At 63.0% G+C, this 15,460-nt stretch carries 19 protein-coding genes; 10 read left to right on the top strand and 9 right to left on the bottom strand.

Annotation, left to right across the window (positions count from 1 at the left end):
• Positions 1-4: 4 nt before the first annotated feature.
• On the bottom strand, positions 5-1,327 hold the full coding sequence (locus tag LB558_RS17235; RefSeq protein WP_224698684.1) for a YadA-like family protein: 1,323 nt from the start codon (positions 1,325-1,327) through the stop codon (positions 5-7).
• Between the two features lie 445 nt (positions 1,328-1,772).
• On the opposite strand from LB558_RS17235, the gene LB558_RS17230 reads away from it, so the two are divergent.
• Both LB558_RS17230 and LB558_RS17225 read left to right on the top strand, forming a co-directional pair.
• Positions 1,773-2,876: a LuxR family transcriptional regulator gene (locus tag LB558_RS17230; protein ID WP_224698683.1), complete on the top strand. Its 1,104-nt coding sequence runs from the start codon at positions 1,773-1,775 to the stop codon at positions 2,874-2,876.
• A gap of 131 nt (positions 2,877-3,007) precedes the next feature.
• A complete protein-coding gene (locus LB558_RS17225) occupies positions 3,008-3,625 on the top strand; it encodes a LysE family transporter (RefSeq protein WP_224698682.1) in 618 nt (205 codons plus the stop codon).
• Between the two features lie 24 nt (positions 3,626-3,649).
• On the opposite strand, the gene LB558_RS17220 is transcribed toward LB558_RS17225, so the two are convergent.
• The 3 genes from LB558_RS17220 to LB558_RS17210 form a co-directional block, all read right to left on the bottom strand.
• Positions 3,650-4,762, bottom strand: coding sequence for a helix-turn-helix transcriptional regulator (locus LB558_RS17220; protein ID WP_224698681.1), 1,113 nt, complete (start codon positions 4,760-4,762; stop codon positions 3,650-3,652).
• A gap of 266 nt (positions 4,763-5,028) precedes the next feature.
• Positions 5,029-5,169, bottom strand: coding sequence for a DUF1127 domain-containing protein (locus LB558_RS17215; protein ID WP_013529236.1), 141 nt, complete (start codon positions 5,167-5,169; stop codon positions 5,029-5,031).
• A 193-nt stretch (positions 5,170-5,362) separates the two neighbouring features.
• Positions 5,363-6,373: an NAD(P)H-quinone oxidoreductase gene (locus tag LB558_RS17210; protein WP_224698680.1), complete on the bottom strand. Its 1,011-nt coding sequence runs from the start codon at positions 6,371-6,373 to the stop codon at positions 5,363-5,365.
• A 123-nt stretch (positions 6,374-6,496) separates the two neighbouring features.
• Between LB558_RS17210 and LB558_RS17205 the strand changes: the two genes are divergently transcribed.
• From LB558_RS17205 to LB558_RS17195, 3 genes are all read left to right on the top strand, one after another.
• Positions 6,497-6,691: a DUF1192 domain-containing protein gene (locus LB558_RS17205; protein WP_023810953.1), complete on the top strand. Its 195-nt coding sequence runs from the start codon at positions 6,497-6,499 to the stop codon at positions 6,689-6,691.
• Positions 6,692-6,780: 89 nt separating this feature from the next.
• Complete coding sequence (locus LB558_RS17200; RefSeq protein WP_224698679.1) at positions 6,781-8,028, top strand: MFS transporter; 1,248 nt, start codon at positions 6,781-6,783, stop codon at positions 8,026-8,028.
• A gap of 32 nt (positions 8,029-8,060) precedes the next feature.
• A complete protein-coding gene (locus tag LB558_RS17195; RefSeq protein WP_013529232.1) occupies positions 8,061-8,324 on the top strand; it encodes an ArsR/SmtB family transcription factor in 264 nt (87 codons plus the stop codon).
• 97 nt (positions 8,325-8,421) lie between these two features.
• On the opposite strand, the gene LB558_RS17190 is transcribed toward LB558_RS17195, so the two are convergent.
• Together LB558_RS17190 and LB558_RS17185 are read right to left on the bottom strand one after the other, a co-directional pair.
• Positions 8,422-9,078 carry a glutathione S-transferase family protein gene (locus LB558_RS17190; RefSeq protein ID WP_224698678.1) on the bottom strand — a complete coding sequence of 219 codons (657 nt, stop codon included), beginning with the start codon at positions 9,076-9,078 and terminating at the stop codon, positions 8,422-8,424.
• Between the two features lie 100 nt (positions 9,079-9,178).
• Positions 9,179-10,015, bottom strand: coding sequence for an alpha/beta fold hydrolase (locus LB558_RS17185; RefSeq protein ID WP_224698677.1), 837 nt, complete (start codon positions 10,013-10,015; stop codon positions 9,179-9,181).
• A 98-nt stretch (positions 10,016-10,113) separates the two neighbouring features.
• Between LB558_RS17185 and LB558_RS17180 the strand changes: the two genes are divergently transcribed.
• The 3 genes from LB558_RS17180 (at position 10,114) to LB558_RS17170 (ending at position 11,528) form a co-directional block, all read left to right on the top strand.
• On the top strand, positions 10,114-10,635 hold the full coding sequence (locus LB558_RS17180) for a winged helix-turn-helix transcriptional regulator (RefSeq protein WP_224698676.1): 522 nt from the start codon (positions 10,114-10,116) through the stop codon (positions 10,633-10,635).
• 77 nt (positions 10,636-10,712) lie between these two features.
• Positions 10,713-10,946 (top strand): hypothetical protein, encoded by a 234-nt coding sequence (locus LB558_RS17175; RefSeq protein ID WP_224698675.1) that lies wholly within the window; start codon positions 10,713-10,715, stop codon positions 10,944-10,946.
• A gap of 150 nt (positions 10,947-11,096) precedes the next feature.
• The gene (locus LB558_RS17170; protein ID WP_224698674.1) at positions 11,097-11,528 is read left to right on the top strand and encodes a GlcG/HbpS family heme-binding protein; all 432 of its coding nucleotides are present in this window, start codon (positions 11,097-11,099) and stop codon (positions 11,526-11,528) included.
• 41 nt (positions 11,529-11,569) lie between these two features.
• On the opposite strand, the gene LB558_RS17165 is transcribed toward LB558_RS17170, so the two are convergent.
• From LB558_RS17165 to LB558_RS17155, 3 genes are all read right to left on the bottom strand, one after another.
• Positions 11,570-11,971: a hypothetical protein gene (locus tag LB558_RS17165; protein ID WP_023810946.1), complete on the bottom strand. Its 402-nt coding sequence runs from the start codon at positions 11,969-11,971 to the stop codon at positions 11,570-11,572.
• Positions 11,972-12,206: 235 nt separating this feature from the next.
• Entirely contained in the window at positions 12,207-12,389 is a 183-nt protein-coding gene (gene rpmF, locus LB558_RS17160; RefSeq protein ID WP_008834724.1) for a 50S ribosomal protein L32, read from the bottom strand.
• A 140-nt stretch (positions 12,390-12,529) separates the two neighbouring features.
• Complete coding sequence (locus LB558_RS17155; RefSeq protein ID WP_224698672.1) at positions 12,530-13,291, bottom strand: transglycosylase domain-containing protein; 762 nt, start codon at positions 13,289-13,291, stop codon at positions 12,530-12,532.
• Between the two features lie 221 nt (positions 13,292-13,512).
• On the opposite strand from LB558_RS17155, the gene LB558_RS17150 reads away from it, so the two are divergent.
• Positions 13,513-14,430: a polyprenyl synthetase family protein gene (locus LB558_RS17150; RefSeq protein WP_224698671.1), complete on the top strand. Its 918-nt coding sequence runs from the start codon at positions 13,513-13,515 to the stop codon at positions 14,428-14,430.
• 137 nt (positions 14,431-14,567) lie between these two features.
• Positions 14,568-15,374 (top strand): class I SAM-dependent methyltransferase, encoded by an 807-nt coding sequence (locus tag LB558_RS17145; RefSeq protein WP_224698669.1) that lies wholly within the window; start codon positions 14,568-14,570, stop codon positions 15,372-15,374.
• Positions 15,375-15,460 lie beyond the last annotated feature (86 nt).

Below are 15,460 nucleotides of genomic sequence, written 5' to 3'. Positions count from 1 at the left end.
CGCGTCAGTTCAGTGTCCATGAGGCTCCGACGCTGACGCCGACGTCGCCACGGCCGGTGGTTGCCGATACGGCGGCGTTCATGCGGAACTCCTCGCTGGTGTTGTAGCCAAGGCCGAGCGCCAGCCCCGATTGTCCTTTGAAATGACCGAAGCCGCCGGCCAGCGACAGTTTGCCGGGCCTGTCGTCATAGCGCAGCCCGGCCGTCGCCAGCGCCAGCGCCGTGCCGGCACGGGCTTCCGTGCGGGTTTCGCTGATCTCGCCGCCAAGGTTCTGGAAGCCGGACTCCAACGCGCCGACGCGCCCGTCGAGAGCCGCGATGTTGTTTGGCAGGTCGTTCAACGCTGCGATGTCAAAGGTGGATGTCGCCAGATTGCCGGCGCCGTCCGTGGTCACCAGATGCGTGACGCCAACCTGCTCAGCCCTGCTGGCGTCCGAGGCAACCCCCGATAGCGTATAGGTGTTCGTGGCACTGCCGAGCTTAACCTGATTCGTGCGGTCGACCACAACGCCCTGGCCGATGGCGACGGAATTGTCGAGATTGGCCTTCGCACCGCTGCCCACCGCCAAGGCATTCGAAGCATTGGCCGCGGCGCCGGCTCCGACCGCCGTCGAATTCACTTGCCCATCGGCGGAAATGCCCGCCGAGGCGCCGCTGCCCAATGCGGTGTTCGCCCTGTTCTGGAAGCTGTTTGTTGAAGTTCCGCCGGTAATGGCTTGCGCTCCAACAGCGGTGTTGTTGTCTCCGTAAGCCGACGCGGAATAGCCATTCGAAACCGAGTAATCCCCCAGTGCCTTGCTGCTCATTCCGGTAGCCGTTGCCCCTCCCTCTCCTGTGGATCCCTTCGCCTGGCTGTCGTAGCCTGTTGCCGTTGAACCGTAGCCCAAGGCCTTGCTTCCAGAACCGGTTGCAGTCGCATAGAGCGACGTGGCCTGGGCGCCCTGTCCCGTCGCGGTGGCATCAGGGCCTGACGCTATTGCATGGTAACCCGTGGCGGTGGCCTGCGAACTCGTTGCTTCCGCGTAAGCGCCTGTCGCGGTTGACAGTCGGCCCGTCGCCTTGGAACTCGCGCCGAGCGCGCTGGAGCCCAGTCCATTGGCTGTTGCGAAAGTCCCCACTGCGGTCGATATATCCCCCTCAGCCTTGGCCAAAGTTCCGACAGCCGTTGCAAAGCCAAAGGTGGGGCTCGCCGGATCAGGCGGGTTGGCGCTGGCCTGGGGACCACATGCAAAACCGTTCGGCCCGGAAGAGGTCGCACCACCGTCGGTGCCGTCGTCGACCAGACAGCGATACTGCGCAAAGCCGCTGCCGGTCGTCAGCAGCAGCATCGTCCCCGCAAGCATGACTGACGGGCTTATCTTCGAAGAGAAAATCAATATCCACCCCCGAGAATGACGCCGTGAAATTGCCTGGAGCCGGACTGCATCCATGCCGGCGATCTCACAGCGCTTGTTCAGTTAGACGTCGGATGAAACTCCACCGGAGCAACGACGCGAACTTGACGGTCGCGCGACGGCCCGAATAGTCGTCATATGACGACTGTTCGGCGCTTTATGACGCGGTAATTGTGTTGTCGGGCCAAGCTGTTACCGCAAGGCAACATATTCATTTTTGCTAATTATCGATGAGTTGGAATTCGGGGGCGGCGTGACCGGACCCAGCGGCAATGCAACTTGCACGAGCGTTTCCGTGTGTTAGGCTTCCTCGCGAGAACCGATCATCCCAAGGATCGCAAGACCAACGGCTGACGTCAGCATCGAAGCGGTCACCGCCGTGGTCGGCAAGGTCTATGAGGCCGCTTACGACCAGGAACGCTGGTTCGACGCGGTGACCGGCCTGCGCGACCTGTTCGGTGGCTCGCGCTCGTGCATCGTGCGCATCAGCCCGCAAACGCTCGACGCTGTCGCATCCGACCTCGATCCGGAACTCATATCGCAAAAAGGCGTCGAAGCCCTTCTGCGCGATCCCCTGGCCGGGGCGTCAGCCGGCTTGCCCCTTGGCACGGTCAGCCATTGGCCGCCGACATCGGACGAGACGGAATACCGCCGCCGTGAACTCTGGCAGGATTGGCTGAGGCCGCGCGACATGTATCGTGGGCTCGCCTGTAACCTGCTCGCCTCCAACGGCGCGCACTGGCTGCTCGACATCAATCGCGGCGTCAGGCAGGAAGCGTTCGGCGGCCATGAGATCGAGCTGTTGCAGAAGATCGTGCCGCACATGCTGCGCGCCGGGCAGATCGGTCGGCAGCTGGAGAAAACATCGGCGCTGGCATCGGCCTTTTCGCATCTGCCCTTCGGCGTCTTCCTGGTCAACGGCCATCAGCAGATCGCGCAGATGAACGAGGCCGCCGAAGCGATGCTGGCTCGGCCGGACAGCCCGCTGACACTGAGCGAAGGCACGATCGTCGCCGCCAATGCGAGGGATACGCAGGAACTGCAACGGCTCGTCATCGATACCTGCTCGCTGCGCGACGGCGTCATGCCGGGAACCGGCGGGACGTTGCTGGTGCCGTCCGATCGCCAGCGGTCCGACCTGGCGCGGCTGGTGCTGTCGGTGGCACCCTTCATCGATGCCCGCGCCTATGGCCTGGCGTCGGAGCGCTGCGCGGTGATTATGGTGACCGAGGTCGCGCGCCGCATTCCTGATGGTTTCGAGATGCATCTCCGTGAGCTGTTCGGCCTGACGCCGGCCGAAGCGCGGCTTGCAACGGCATTGGCGTCGGGCCGGTCGCTGAAGGAAGCCGCCGCCACTTCCAACATCACGGTAAAAACCGGTCGCACCTATCTCGAACGGATATTCTCCAAGACCCGCACCCGCCAGCAGAGCGAACTGGTGGCGCTGCTCAAGAGCACCGAACCGCTCAGCGGGCGCAGGTAGCAACCTGGTTTTTGGAACCCGACAGTCGGCATATGCCGACTGTCGGAGGCAAAGCATTCCGTGCAAGTTCCGCCCTCGATTGCAGCGACCCTCCTTGAGGAGGTGGGCCGCTGCCGATGCGGGGAAAGTCGATGTTCGAAACCGGACACGCCGTGGCGGCGGGGTTGCTTCCATTCGCCATTTCCTATGCGCTGGTGGCAATGCTGCCCGGCGCCAACTTCGCCGTCGTCACGCAAGCCGCGCTAACCGCTTCGCGCGCCACGGCTCTGTCTGCCGCCACCGGTGTTGCCTTGGGCGCGAGTTCGCTGGCGGCCATCGTCGCGACTGGCGCCGGAGCGTTGCCATTGGGGGGCCTCGCACACCAGATGGCTGCCAGCCTCTACGGTGCACTGCTGGTCTTCATCGGTTGGAACTCGATGAGGCGGGCGCTGTCGATCAGGGCTGGCTTCGACGTGCCGAAGCCCCTTCCAATCAGGCGATATTTTCGGCTGGGCTTTGTCACGGCAGTGGCAAATCCTGCGACCGCATTGTTCTTCGCGTCCTCCACACTGAATCTGGCTGCTCGCGGGGCAACGCACCTATCCCTGGCTGTGCTGGTTTTTGCCATTGCCATTGCCTGGTTTGGCCTGCTCGGCCTTTGCATCTCCCAACCGGTTGCGCAGCGATTTTACAATCGTTTTCGAAAGCATGCGGACATCGCATTGGGAGGGACCCTGGTGGCGCTCGGCTTCTCCGCATTTGGGCATTGAGCGGCGGCTGTAGCTGCCTTCTTCTCATCCGCGGCTGGGCAGTTCCGCGCTCTTCAACAAAGCGACAAGCTGGCTTTGTTGCCGCGTCCCGGTCTTGGCGAAGATCCGCTCGAGATAGGTGCGGCTGGTTTTGATGGTGACGTTGGAGCTTGCCGCTGCCTCTTTCAAAGGCCGCCCTTGCGCGAGTGCGGCGGCAAGACGCGCTTCGGCGGGCGTCAGATCGAACAGGCCGGCAAGCAGGGTTGGCGACGGCACGGTGGCGCTGGCGCTCATCGCCGTCGCCGCAACCAGAATGTCGGCACCGGAAAAGATCTCGTGCGCGGCACGGCGCAGCGGCAGGAGATGAATGACCAGCGCCGGCTGGCCTTCCCTGGCAGGAATGGGGATGGAGCGCACGACACGATCCTGGCGATTATGGGTGATGGCTTCCTGGAAAAGAGAATTGGCGGATGCATTGGCAAGCGCGATGCCACCATGAGCCGTCGCGATGAAAACGGATGGCATATTGTCCAGAAGGACATTGGCCGTCAGCACGCGTCCCGAAGCGGTCATCACCGCAGCCGGCAGACCAAGGGCCTCGAGCGCCGAGACGCTCGCTTTGGCTTGCTCCATGCCCAGCCGCGCCGACACCAGGCCGGCGCGCGAAAAGTGCGGGCGAAGCTGGTCGAGCCGGTCTATCGCTGCTTGATCGTAGGTGCCATCGCGCGTCCAGCGTTGAAAGACAAACGTGACCAGTTCACCGCTCGGCATGGCAACCGCCGAACAGATATGAGCGCCGATACCCGCCGCCCTCAATTGTATCCGCACCGGATCATGCTCAAGCTCGTCGGCAGTCAGAAAATCTTCGACCTGCACGAAACTCGCCGGTTGCAGGCTGCACATGCGCTGAATCGCATTGGAGAATTTCCAGCTGTCGCCAGCGACGAATTCATCGAACAGGGAGCGGACGGCTTCGAGGGAACTGCCAGGCCTGGGAGATCCGCCGCTCAACCGGCCGCGAACCGGGGATCCGTCGCTGAACAGGAAGATCGCACCGGTGGCCGAGGCCGAAAGCCCGCTGGCTGCTTCCAGCGCAGCTGCCCACAGATCCGGCACGAAGGCCGCTTCGTAGATCTTGTCGGTAAGATCATCGAACATGGGGGCACTGCCTTTTTCAGAGACAATACCTCGCCGGCCGGATCGCCAGATGCGCCCACACCACAACCGCGTCTCTCACAATCAAAATGCCATGTGGAAAACTGAGGTCAACCCCTGATTGCCGTCGAACCATATTCGGTGGTTGCCGGCCCCAAAACGACAAAACCCGCCGGACTGGGTCCAGCGGGCTCGGAACCGCGACAAAAGTCGTCTGGTGCGGCTCTGGCTTCCACGGCCTGGTCCGCCGGAGCGGACCAGACGTGGCTTCAGATAGCCCTGCGGGCGATCTTCTCGATGTCAGCGCGGTTGATGCCGAGATCGCTGAGCTGACGTGCATTGAGACGGTTCAGTTCGCGGACGGTCTCGGTGTACATACGCCAGTTACGGAAAGCGCGGATCGGGTTCATGGTAGTCCTCCAGAATGATGTTCGTTTCGGTCGTGCTCAAATAGGCGTCATCGAGGAGGACTTGAATGGCTGATTTTGCATAGCAATGATGCAAATGCTGCATTGCAGCATTAAGCTTCTGTTCATCTTGTAGGCAGTGAGGCGGACGCCCGGGGCGTATCAGGTCAGGCGGGCTCACCTGACTCGATACGTCCTAGCCGACGTCGAGCACGATCTTGCCGACATGTTCGCCGTCTTCCATCCGCTCATGCGCCCGCCAGGCCTCGCCGAGCGGGAATATCATGTCCATCACAGGAGCAACCTTGCGCGTGCCGAGCAACGGCCACACCTGGGCTTCCAGAGCCGCCGCGATCGCCGCCTTGAACTCGACGGTGCGCGGCCTCAGCGTCGACCCGGTGTGGGTAAGCCGCTTGACCATGATCTTCGAAAAGTCGGCGCTAGCCATGGCACCGGCTTGCACGGCAATCTGGACGATACGTCCTTCGACGGCCGCGGCTTCATAGTTGCGCCCCACATAGTCGCCGCCGACCATGTCGAGGATGACATTGGCTCCCTTGCCGCCCGTTGCTTCCTTCACCGCGGCGACGAAATCCTCCTCGCGATAGTTGATCGCCCGGTCGGCGCCGATCTTCAGGCAGGCATCGCATTTCTCCTTGCTGCCGGCGGTGGTGATGACATAGGCGCCGAAGGCCGAGGCAAGCTGGATCGCCGTCGTGCCGATGCCGGACGAGCCGCCATGGACGAGCAATGTCTCGCCGCGCTTCAGGCCGCCGCGCTCGAACACATTGTGCCAGACGGTAAAATAGTTTTCCGGCACCGCCGCGGCTTCGGTGTGGGTGAAGCCCGCCGGCAGCGGCAGCACGCTGCCGGCATGCACCTTGACATATTCGGCATAGCCGCCGCCGGGCGTCAGCGCGCAGACGCGGTCGCCGATGCGCCAGCGCGATATGTCGTCGCCAAGGGCGGCCACTTCACCCGACGCCTCGAGACCCGGCAGGTCGGATGCGCCGGGCGGTGGTGGATAGGCGCCCTTGCGCTGCTGGACGTCGGGCCGGTTGACGCCGGCGGCATGCACCTTGATCAGGATCTCGCCGGGCCCGGGCTGCGGCACGTCGCGCGTTTCGGGCTTCAGCACCCGTGGACCGCCAGGCTCCGAGATCGCGATGGCCGTCATTCTTCCCGGAATTTTCTGTCCGCTCGCCATGAGATTTCCCGTCTTTCCTCGCCGTTGTCCGATCGGCTGTTTGCATCGACGCCCCTGCCCTATGTATGCTGATTGCCAAATCAGGCAAATGGCCAATCTGGTCTTGGCGGAGGAGGAGCGACGATGGCGATCTTCGACGACGAACCCAAGAAGAAGGCGCGCCCGCACGAGATCGGGCAGGACCTGTCATTGCTTTCCGTCAGTGACTTGACCGAACGGATCGGCATCCTGCGCGACGAAATCGCCCGCCTGGAAGCCGAGCTCAAGGCCAAGGACACCACCAAATCGGCGGCCGAAGCACTGTTCCGCCGCGGATAGGCACTTGGGCGTAAAGCCCGCCGCCGAAAAGCCCGAATGCGACTGTCTTCAGACCCAGCGTCCCCGCCAAACCTGAGCCGGATCAACCAATGTTCGCAACCTACCGACCGATCCTCTCGCTGCTTCGCGGCACCGCTTTCCTGCTCGCGGCATCTGGATTGCATGGACTGCTGCTGCCCTTGCGCGGTCAACTCGAAGGCTTCTCGACCGCATCGCTCGGCCTGATGGGCACGGCCTGGGCCGGCGGCTTCGTCACCGGCTGCTTCTTCGCACCGCGCATCGTGCGCCGCGCCGGCCACGTGCGCGCCTTTGGCGCCTTTGCCGCATCCGGCGCCATCGTGGCGCTGCTGACCGGGCTGATCATCGACGAATATGTCTGGATCCTGCTGCGCGCCTTCACCGGCTTCACCATGGCCGGTGCCTTCATGGTCATCGAAAGCTGGCTGAACGAGAAGGCTACCAACGAGAATCGCGGCACCGTCTTCGGCCTCTACATGATGGTAACTTATGCCTCGATCATGGGCGGGCAGATGATCGTCGCCGGTGGCGACGTGAAATCGGCGTCGCTGTTCATGATCACCGGCATCCTGTTTTGCCTGTCGCTCATTCCCACCGCGGTCTCGAGCGCTTCCCACCCCAAGCCGCTGCAGGACGTCTCGCTCGACGTCAAAGGCCTTTATGCCAATTCGCCGGTATCGGCAGTCGCTTGCGTGTTGATCGGCATCGCCAACGGCGCCTGGGGCACGCTTGGCGCCGTCTATGGCGCCCGCATCGGCATTTCCACGGCCGAGATCGCCCTGATGATGAGCCTTGTGGTCGTTGCCGGTGCCGCCATGCAGCTTCCGGCTGGGCGCCTCTCGGACAAGACCGACCGGCGCTTCGTGCTGGCCGGTGCGGCTTTCGGCGCAGCCTTGTTCGCGCTCATGATCTTCCTGTTCGAGCCACGCTCCGGCGTCTTCGTCATCGTCTTCACCGCCGCCTATGGCGCCTTCGCCTACACGCTCTATTCGATCGCCGTTGCGCATGCCAACGACCACGCGCGCTCGGAGGATTTCGTCAAGGTATCTGGCGGGCTGTTGCTGCTCTACGGCTTCGGCACGATGATCGGACCTTTGCTTGCCGCTGCCCTGATGGGCTGGATGCGCCCGGAAGGTCTGTTCCTGGCGACCGCCTTCGCGCATCTCTGCCTGGCGGGCTACACGCTGCTGCGCATCAGCCGCCGCGCGCCGGTGCCGATCGGCGATCGTGACGCCTTCAAGACGCAGCCGGCCGATCGGTCGGTGACCCCTGAAGCATTGCGGCTTGATCCCAGAAGAAAAGCAGAAGCAGACGGTTGAGATTCGAAAGGCTTTGCCTCACTAATACAGGCATGATGTTTTCCGACGCCTTCATGGCGATTGCCGATCCCAACCGGCGCCATCTTCTGGAAGAACTTCGCCGCGGCCCGAAAACCGTCACCGAACTGGCCGCCGGTTTGCCGGTGTCGCGCCCAGCTGTGTCGCAACATCTGAAAGTGCTGCTCGATGCCGGCCTGGTCCACGCCAAGCCGGAAGGCACAAGGCGCGTCTATACGGTGAGCGGCACCGGCTTCCTCAAACTCAACATCTGGCTCGATCAATTCTGGGAAGCCTGAGCTTCTCAGTGTCATTGCCAGCGGTTCGGCGCCAGCGGTTCGGCCAGTTGACCGACGAATCGACCAGCGCCGGGGGCTGGGTCGTGCATCATCCCGATCAGCCGTCATTGTAGGGAAAGAACTTGAAGTAGGGCTGCGCTTCCTCGACAACTCGGGCGAAGGAAGGCCGCTGCAGCAGGCGGTCGTGATAGCGCTCCACAGCCGGATACTTGTCGCCGAACGGCTCGACCTTGTTGGCATAGAACAGCGCCGGGGACGCCGCGCAATCGGCCATGGTGAAGGTATCGCCAATCGCCCAGATCTTCGAGCGCATGTCTTGTTCGATGATGGCGTAGGAATTGCGCAACTGGTCGCGAGCCTGCTCTACGCCGAATGGGTCGGTCTTGTCGTCGGGCCTCAACCGGTCGCCGACGATCTTCTGCATCGGCTCCTGCACATAGAAATCATAGAAGCGGTCGGCCTGGCGAACTGCCAGTGCCAGGTCGATGTCGGCGGGAACGAGATCGACCGGCCCCGGATAGTGCGCGGCCAGATATTCGACGACGATGGTCGATTCCAGCACCGTACGGCCACGCGCATCATCGCGCAGCGCCGGCATCTTGCCGGCCGGCGAAATCTTCAGGAAGGCTTCGCGCGATTCCGTATTGCCGAGATGGACGATGACAGGCGTGAACGGCGTCGCGTTCTCATACAGCGCGATCAACGGCTTCCAGCAGAAAGAGGCCAACGGATGGAAATGAAGCGTCAGGGACATTTTTTGCTCATCTGTTTCGTGGTTCATCGATGGTCGGTGCCGTGCTGCTCATCAAGGGTCAATGCGGCAAGCATAGCCGTCAAGGCCCGCTTTTGCCGCTTCAAACGGCGTGGGCGTGAGCGACGATGCCTGCGACAATCACATCCCAGTCGTCCGGGTGCAACTCGTGGCCGCCGCCTTCGATCCGGATGATTTTCGCGCCGGTGGCCGCCTCGGCCAGCGCCTCGCCATGTTCGACCGGAAAGATCGGATCAGCCGTGCCATGGATGACCAGCAGCGGTGCCGCGGTCTCGTGCAGGCGGGCCTTCCAGGCGTCGCCGCCCTTGAGCATGAAATGGTTGGTCGCGCTCAGCAAGCCGCCGGAGCGGTCGTAGTCCTGCTCGACAAAGGCCCGCATCCGGGCCTCGTCGAATGGATGCGCGGTGCTGGCGATCGCCCGCGCATCCCTGACCATGAAATCGACCACCTGGCCACGGTCCGACCAATCGACTTTGGCGCCCTCGGCCGAGTGTTCCATGTAGGCATCGGTCGTCCCGGGAAGGTCGGATGTGTCGATTCCCACCGGCGAACTGCTGATCACAGTCAAAGAAATGACACGCGAGGGGTGTTTCAACGCCACAAGCTGCGCGATCATGCCGCCCATCGACATCCCGACGACATGCGCTTTGGCGAGGCCGTGGTCGTCGAGAACATGCATTGCATCGTCGGCCATATCATCGAACGTGTAGGGCGGCTCTCCCGGCGGGTATTTGGTCGAACGGCCGGTATCGCGGTTGTCGTAGCGGATCACGAACAGGCCGGCACCGGCCAGTTTCCGGCAGAACGCCTCCGGCCACCACAGCATCGAGGCCATCGCTCCCATCATCAGCAACAGCGGCGGGTTCGCCGGATCGCCAAAGGCTTCGGATGTGATCTTTGGGCGTTCGGTGATCGTCATGACACTGTCTCCCGCTCGTATAACTGATTGCATTTCGCAATCGGTTGCACGATAATAAAACCGATACGATAATGCAACTGGTTTTGGAGAAGAATCTTATGAGCATGGATCGCCGGTCCGGATGCCCGATCAACCTGTCGCTGGAAGTGTTCGGCGATCGCTGGAGCCTGATCATCCTTCGCGACATGATCTTCGGCGGCAGGCGTCATTTTCGCGAGCTGCTCAACGGATCGATGGAAGGCATCGCCTCCAACATCCTCGCCGACCGGCTGAAGCGGCTGATGGAACTGGGCATGCTGACCAAGGCCGACGACCCCTCACACAAGCAGAAGGCGATCTACAGCCTGACCGAGATGGCGATCACGCTGGTGCCGATCCTGGCCCATCTCGGCGCCTGGGGTCGCGTCTGGCTGCCGGTCAGCGACGAATTGTCGATCCGGGCCGAACTCCTGGAAAAGGGCGGACAGCCGATGTGGGACAAATTCATGGACGAGTTGCGCCATGAACATCTCGGAATGCCTCTCGATACCGCGACTGGTCCTTCTGTCCGCGTGACCTTGCAGGCCGCCTATGAAGCCCTGGTTGCCAGCAAAGCTCTCGCCGCCGGCTCTGCCGCTTGACCAACTTAATTTCCCGTTTTGGGGCCGGCTCTGCTAGAAGAGGCGGAAAATCACAATTCACGGGATTGGATAAGGTCTTGGTTGAGAACTCTCGGGATGCTGCCCGCGCACGCGCCGACCTGCGCTTCAAGAAGCAGGAAGAGGCGGCAACCGTCCGCCAGAAGGCGATGGCCGAATACGTCGCCGAGAGCGACGCCCGCCAGGCCAAGACCAACAAGCTGCGGGCGTTGCGTCTCGCCAAGGAAGCCGAAGACCTTGCCAACGCGCCGCCGGAACCTGCCAAGAAGCCGGCCCGCGCCAAGAAAAAATAACCTGAGGCCGCACAAGCACCAACCCCTACCCGATGGTAGCTGTGAAGGTCTTCCATCCCCCTCTTCGCGCGAAGCAATTTCAACCGAAACCGGGATGTTATCCCGCCCGTCAACGGTCGATGATCGACGCGTTTCAGACAGGAGACTGCCATGACCGCACTGCCGCTCGAAAAAGCCAGGCAAATCATCGATGCCGCCTTTGCCAGGGGTGCCGATCTCAAGCTCAAGCCGCTTGGCGTCTCGGTGCTCGACGCCGGCGGGCATCTGGTCGCCTTCCAGCGTCAGGACGGCGCCTCGTTCCTGCGCCCGCAAATGTCGGCCGGCAAGGCCTATGGCGCGCTCGCCATCGGCATGGGATCGCGCAAGGTCGAGGCCTTCGCCAAGGAGCGCCCGCACCTCGTCGCCGGCATCTCGGACGTCTCTGGCGGACGCGTGCTGCCGGTGGTCGGCGGCGTGCTGATCCGCGACAAGGCCGGTGCCATCATCGGCGCCGTCGGCATTTCAGGCGACACATCGGACAATGACGAAGCCGCGGCAATCGCCGGCATCGAGGCCGCCGGCTTCACCGCCGATCCCGGTTGAAGCGGAGCTTCAACAGGGCTGAGCGTCGGCGCCGGCTCTGACTAGTTCAAATTGATGTCCCGGCTCGCCGACCGCATCGACACAGCGAATCCGGCCAGCACGTCGAACAGGGCGATGACCATCAGCGTGAAGAAGACGGAATGGGCGGCGCCCTTCACCAGCAGGAACTCGACCAGGAAGGCCACGAACACCAGCGTCGACAGAAGATGGTCCATGATCGAGGCATTGGTGGTGCGCACCGACTTCGCCATCTCCAGGAACAGGAAGACCAGCCCGATCAGTATCATCAGGTCGCCCAGCGTCATCGAGAACACGCCGCCCGACATCATGCTGAAGGAGAAGACCTCGCTCGCCCACGGATCGTCACCGCTGCCGAATATTCCCAGCAGTCCGAGGTTGTAGAGCACGAAAGGCACGATCAGCAGCGGAATGGCACCGAACATCTGGCGTCTCCATGTGGGGGCAATCCTTTGTAGAATGCGCCACAGGCACGCCGTCAAGATGTTTCAGCGGCAGCGCCGAACACGGTCGAAGACCGTACGCAACAACCATGTCAGCCGGCTGCCTGCAACGGTTGTCGCCCATGCTTCGAGCATGCGCGCGACCCCGGCCCTCAAACGCAAAAGGACCGGCCACCGGCCGGTCCTTTTGGAATTCAAACCTTTGGAAAGGCTGGTCTCAGCTTTCCTTGGGCGTCAACACCTGGCGACCGCGATACATGCCGGTCTTCAGGTCGATATGGTGCGGACGGCGCATTTCGCCGGAATTCTTGTCCTCGACATAAGTCGGGGCCTTGAGGGCGTCGGCCGAGCGGCGCATGCCGCGCTTGGACGGAGAGGTTTTGCGTTTCGGAACGGCCATGGATATGCTCCATTACATGGTCAAAAGCCCCGCCCGCCCTCGTGAAAGGGCCATGTCGGGGCCTAAATCTGAGAAAGTCGGGTGCCTATACACGCCCTGTGCCGTTTTGGCCAGCACTGGCGCGAATTTTTTTGGATCGGCTAGCGGAGACAGCCGACATAGGCGCCTGAGCGGCCGGCTCGCCGCTCGATCAGATTGGCAAGCCGCCTCAGGCCAGGCCCGGGCTTGGCCGGATTGCGGGCGATCGGATTTGGTAAAGAGACCGCAAGCAGGGCAGCCTGCCGTCGCGACAGCTGTTTTGCCGAAACGCCGAAATGGTGCTGTGCCGCGGCCTCGATGCCATAGATGCCCGGCCCCCACTCGGCGATGTTGAGATAGATTTCCATGATGCGCTGTTTCGACATCACCGCATCGAAATAGACGGCCAGCGGCAGTTCGACCACCTTGCGCACCGAGCCCAGCGGCCGCGACCATAGAAACAGATTCTTGACCGTCTGCATGGTGATGGTCGAGGCGCCGCGCGTCGCTTCGCCGGCCAACGCGTCGTCGACGACGCCTCTCAGTTCGCCGAGATCGACGCCACGATGAAAGCAGAACTGCCCGTCCTCCGACATGATGACGGAATTGGCCAGCACCGGCGACACGTCGTCGATCGACACCCAGCGGCGGTCGTAACCGGAGAACGTCGCCAGGTCCTTCAGCATCAGCGTCGAGACAGGATGCACGAAGAACGGCAGGTACAGAAACGTCAGCACGACCGGAATCAAAGCCAGCACCGCGGCCACGACGATGCCGCGCCGGACCCAGCGCTTGAGACCACGGCGGTTTACGCCCCGCGATCTCGTCGCCATGTCCAGCTTTTCGGTTTCATGATCGACGATCGGTTCCGCCAAGCCGCCCAACCCGTGCCAGAGAGCTCGTTTTGAAACGCGCTCCTGTGAGTCATGTGACGGTGTTTTCGAGAACCGGAGCGGAGCATACATTAGAGTACGCAAGCACCGGAGCGCAGAAAACGCCCTCAGATGACCGCAGGAGTAGAGTTTCCAAACGGGCTCTTACTGCTCCGGCATAATGGCGCTTGCCTTCTTGCGCAACGTCTGAGTGTCGGCTACCGGTCCCGGCCATGACGAATGACGACCAAATGGCGTTCGAAATGGCACTCATCAGGCGGGCGGCCGCCGTCGAGGTGCTGCTGCGGCGGCTGCTCGACGACCGTGCGCTTTCGGGCGAGATCGCGCGGCCCGAGCGGCTGATGGCAGCCATGCGCCACGGCGTGCTGAACGGCGGCAAGCGCCTGCGGCCCTTCCTGGTCATGGAAAGTGCGGCCCTTTTCTCCGCCGATGGCGAGGCGGCACTGCGTGTCGCCGCCGCACTTGAATGCGTGCATTGCTATTCGCTGATACACGATGATCTGCCCGCCATGGACGACGATGATCTGCGCCGTGGCCAGCCGACCGTGCACAAAGCCTTCGACGAGGCGACCGCTATCCTGGCTGGCGATGCCTTGCTGACACTGGCCTTCGACATCATCGCCGGCGAGGCGACCGGCCTGCCGGCGGAGCGGCGGGCGGCCCTGGTGCTGGCGCTGGCCCGCGCCGCCGGACCCGGCGGCATGGTCGGAGGCCAGAAGCTCGACCTCGAAGCCGAACAGACGCCGCCGGACGAGGCCGGCATCATCCGGCTGCAGGCGATGAAGACCGGCGCTCTGATCCGTTTCGCCTGCGAGGCAGGTGCCCTCATCGCCGGCGCCCCGGCCGATGACCGCGAGCGGCTGGCCGAATTCGGCTCGGCGATCGGTCTTGCGTTCCAGCTTGCCGACGACCTGCTCGATTTGACCGCCGATGCCAGCCAGATGGGCAAGGCGACCGGCAAGGACGCCGCCGCCGGCAAGGCGACGCTGGTGGCCTTGCATGGTGCGAATTGGGCACGCGGCCAGCTTCACGGCCTCGTCGCACAGGCGCATACGCTGCTTGAGCCCTATGGCGACGATGCCCAGTTGCTGAAAGAAGCGGCGACGTTCGTGGCAGCACGCAACAGTTGAGATGCGCTACGAGCCGGTAGATGGGCGAGCGTCGTCCAGAGATTGAGCTTGAACGGAAGCACGCCGAAGCAGAGGATCGACATCGCTTTGCCATCCGCACGGCAAGCACGCGGTGCGGATAGAGTTGGAGGGGTGCCATGTCGACCACCGACAAACTGTTCAGCGGTTCCATTGCCGAGGTCTACGACCGGGCGATGGTGCCGCTGATCTTCGAGCCATATGCGCGGGATCTGGCGGAGCGGGTGTCGAAGCTCGGGCCGCAATCGGTGCTCGAAGTGGCGGCGGGCACCGGTGTGGTGACACGTGCGATGGCAGCAAAGCTGCCGGCGCAAGCGCACATCGTGGTCACCGACCTCAACCAGCCCATGCTCGACCACGCACGCACGCGGATGGCGGACGATCCTCGCATCACCTGGCAGCAGGCCGATGCCCAGGCGCTTCCCTTCGAGGACGCAGAGTTCGACGCCGTGGTCTGCCAGTTTGGTGCGATGTTCTTCCCCGATCGGGTGGGCGCCTACGGTCAAGCGCGGCGGGTGATGCGGCCGGGCGGGCATTTCCTGTTCAACGTCTGGAGTGCCATCGAAGAGAACGAGTTCGCCGATGAGGCGACGCGGGCACTCGGCCATTTCTTCCCGGCCGATCCGCCGCGCTTCATGGCGAGGACGCCGCATGGCTATCACGATGCGGACGTCATCCGCGCCGACCTGCATGCCGCCGGCTTCGGTAACATCACCATAGAGCCGCTGGATGCTGTCAGCGCCGCTTCCTCGCCATATGAGGCGGCCACGGCCTATTGCCAGGGCACACCCTTGCGGGCCGAGATCGAGGCGCGGGGCGGCTCGCTGGAGGAGGCGACGCGACACGTGGCGGATGCCCTTGGGAAACGATTCGGGGAAGGCCCGGTGAGTGGCCGCATCCGCGCCCTCGTCGTGGATGCGGCCTAGGCGTGCTGTCCATCCGGCGGCCCGCATGGCCTGCCTACGCGCACGAACGAAATTTTAATGTAAATGAAGCGTAATCCCGGCCATTA

The sequence above is a fragment of the Mesorhizobium sp. CO1-1-8 genome (assembly GCF_020164875.1).
Taxonomy (GTDB): Bacteria; Pseudomonadota; Alphaproteobacteria; order Rhizobiales; family Rhizobiaceae; genus Mesorhizobium.
Note: the sequence above shows the minus strand (reverse complement) of the source record. Positions and strands in the feature narration are given on the sequence as shown.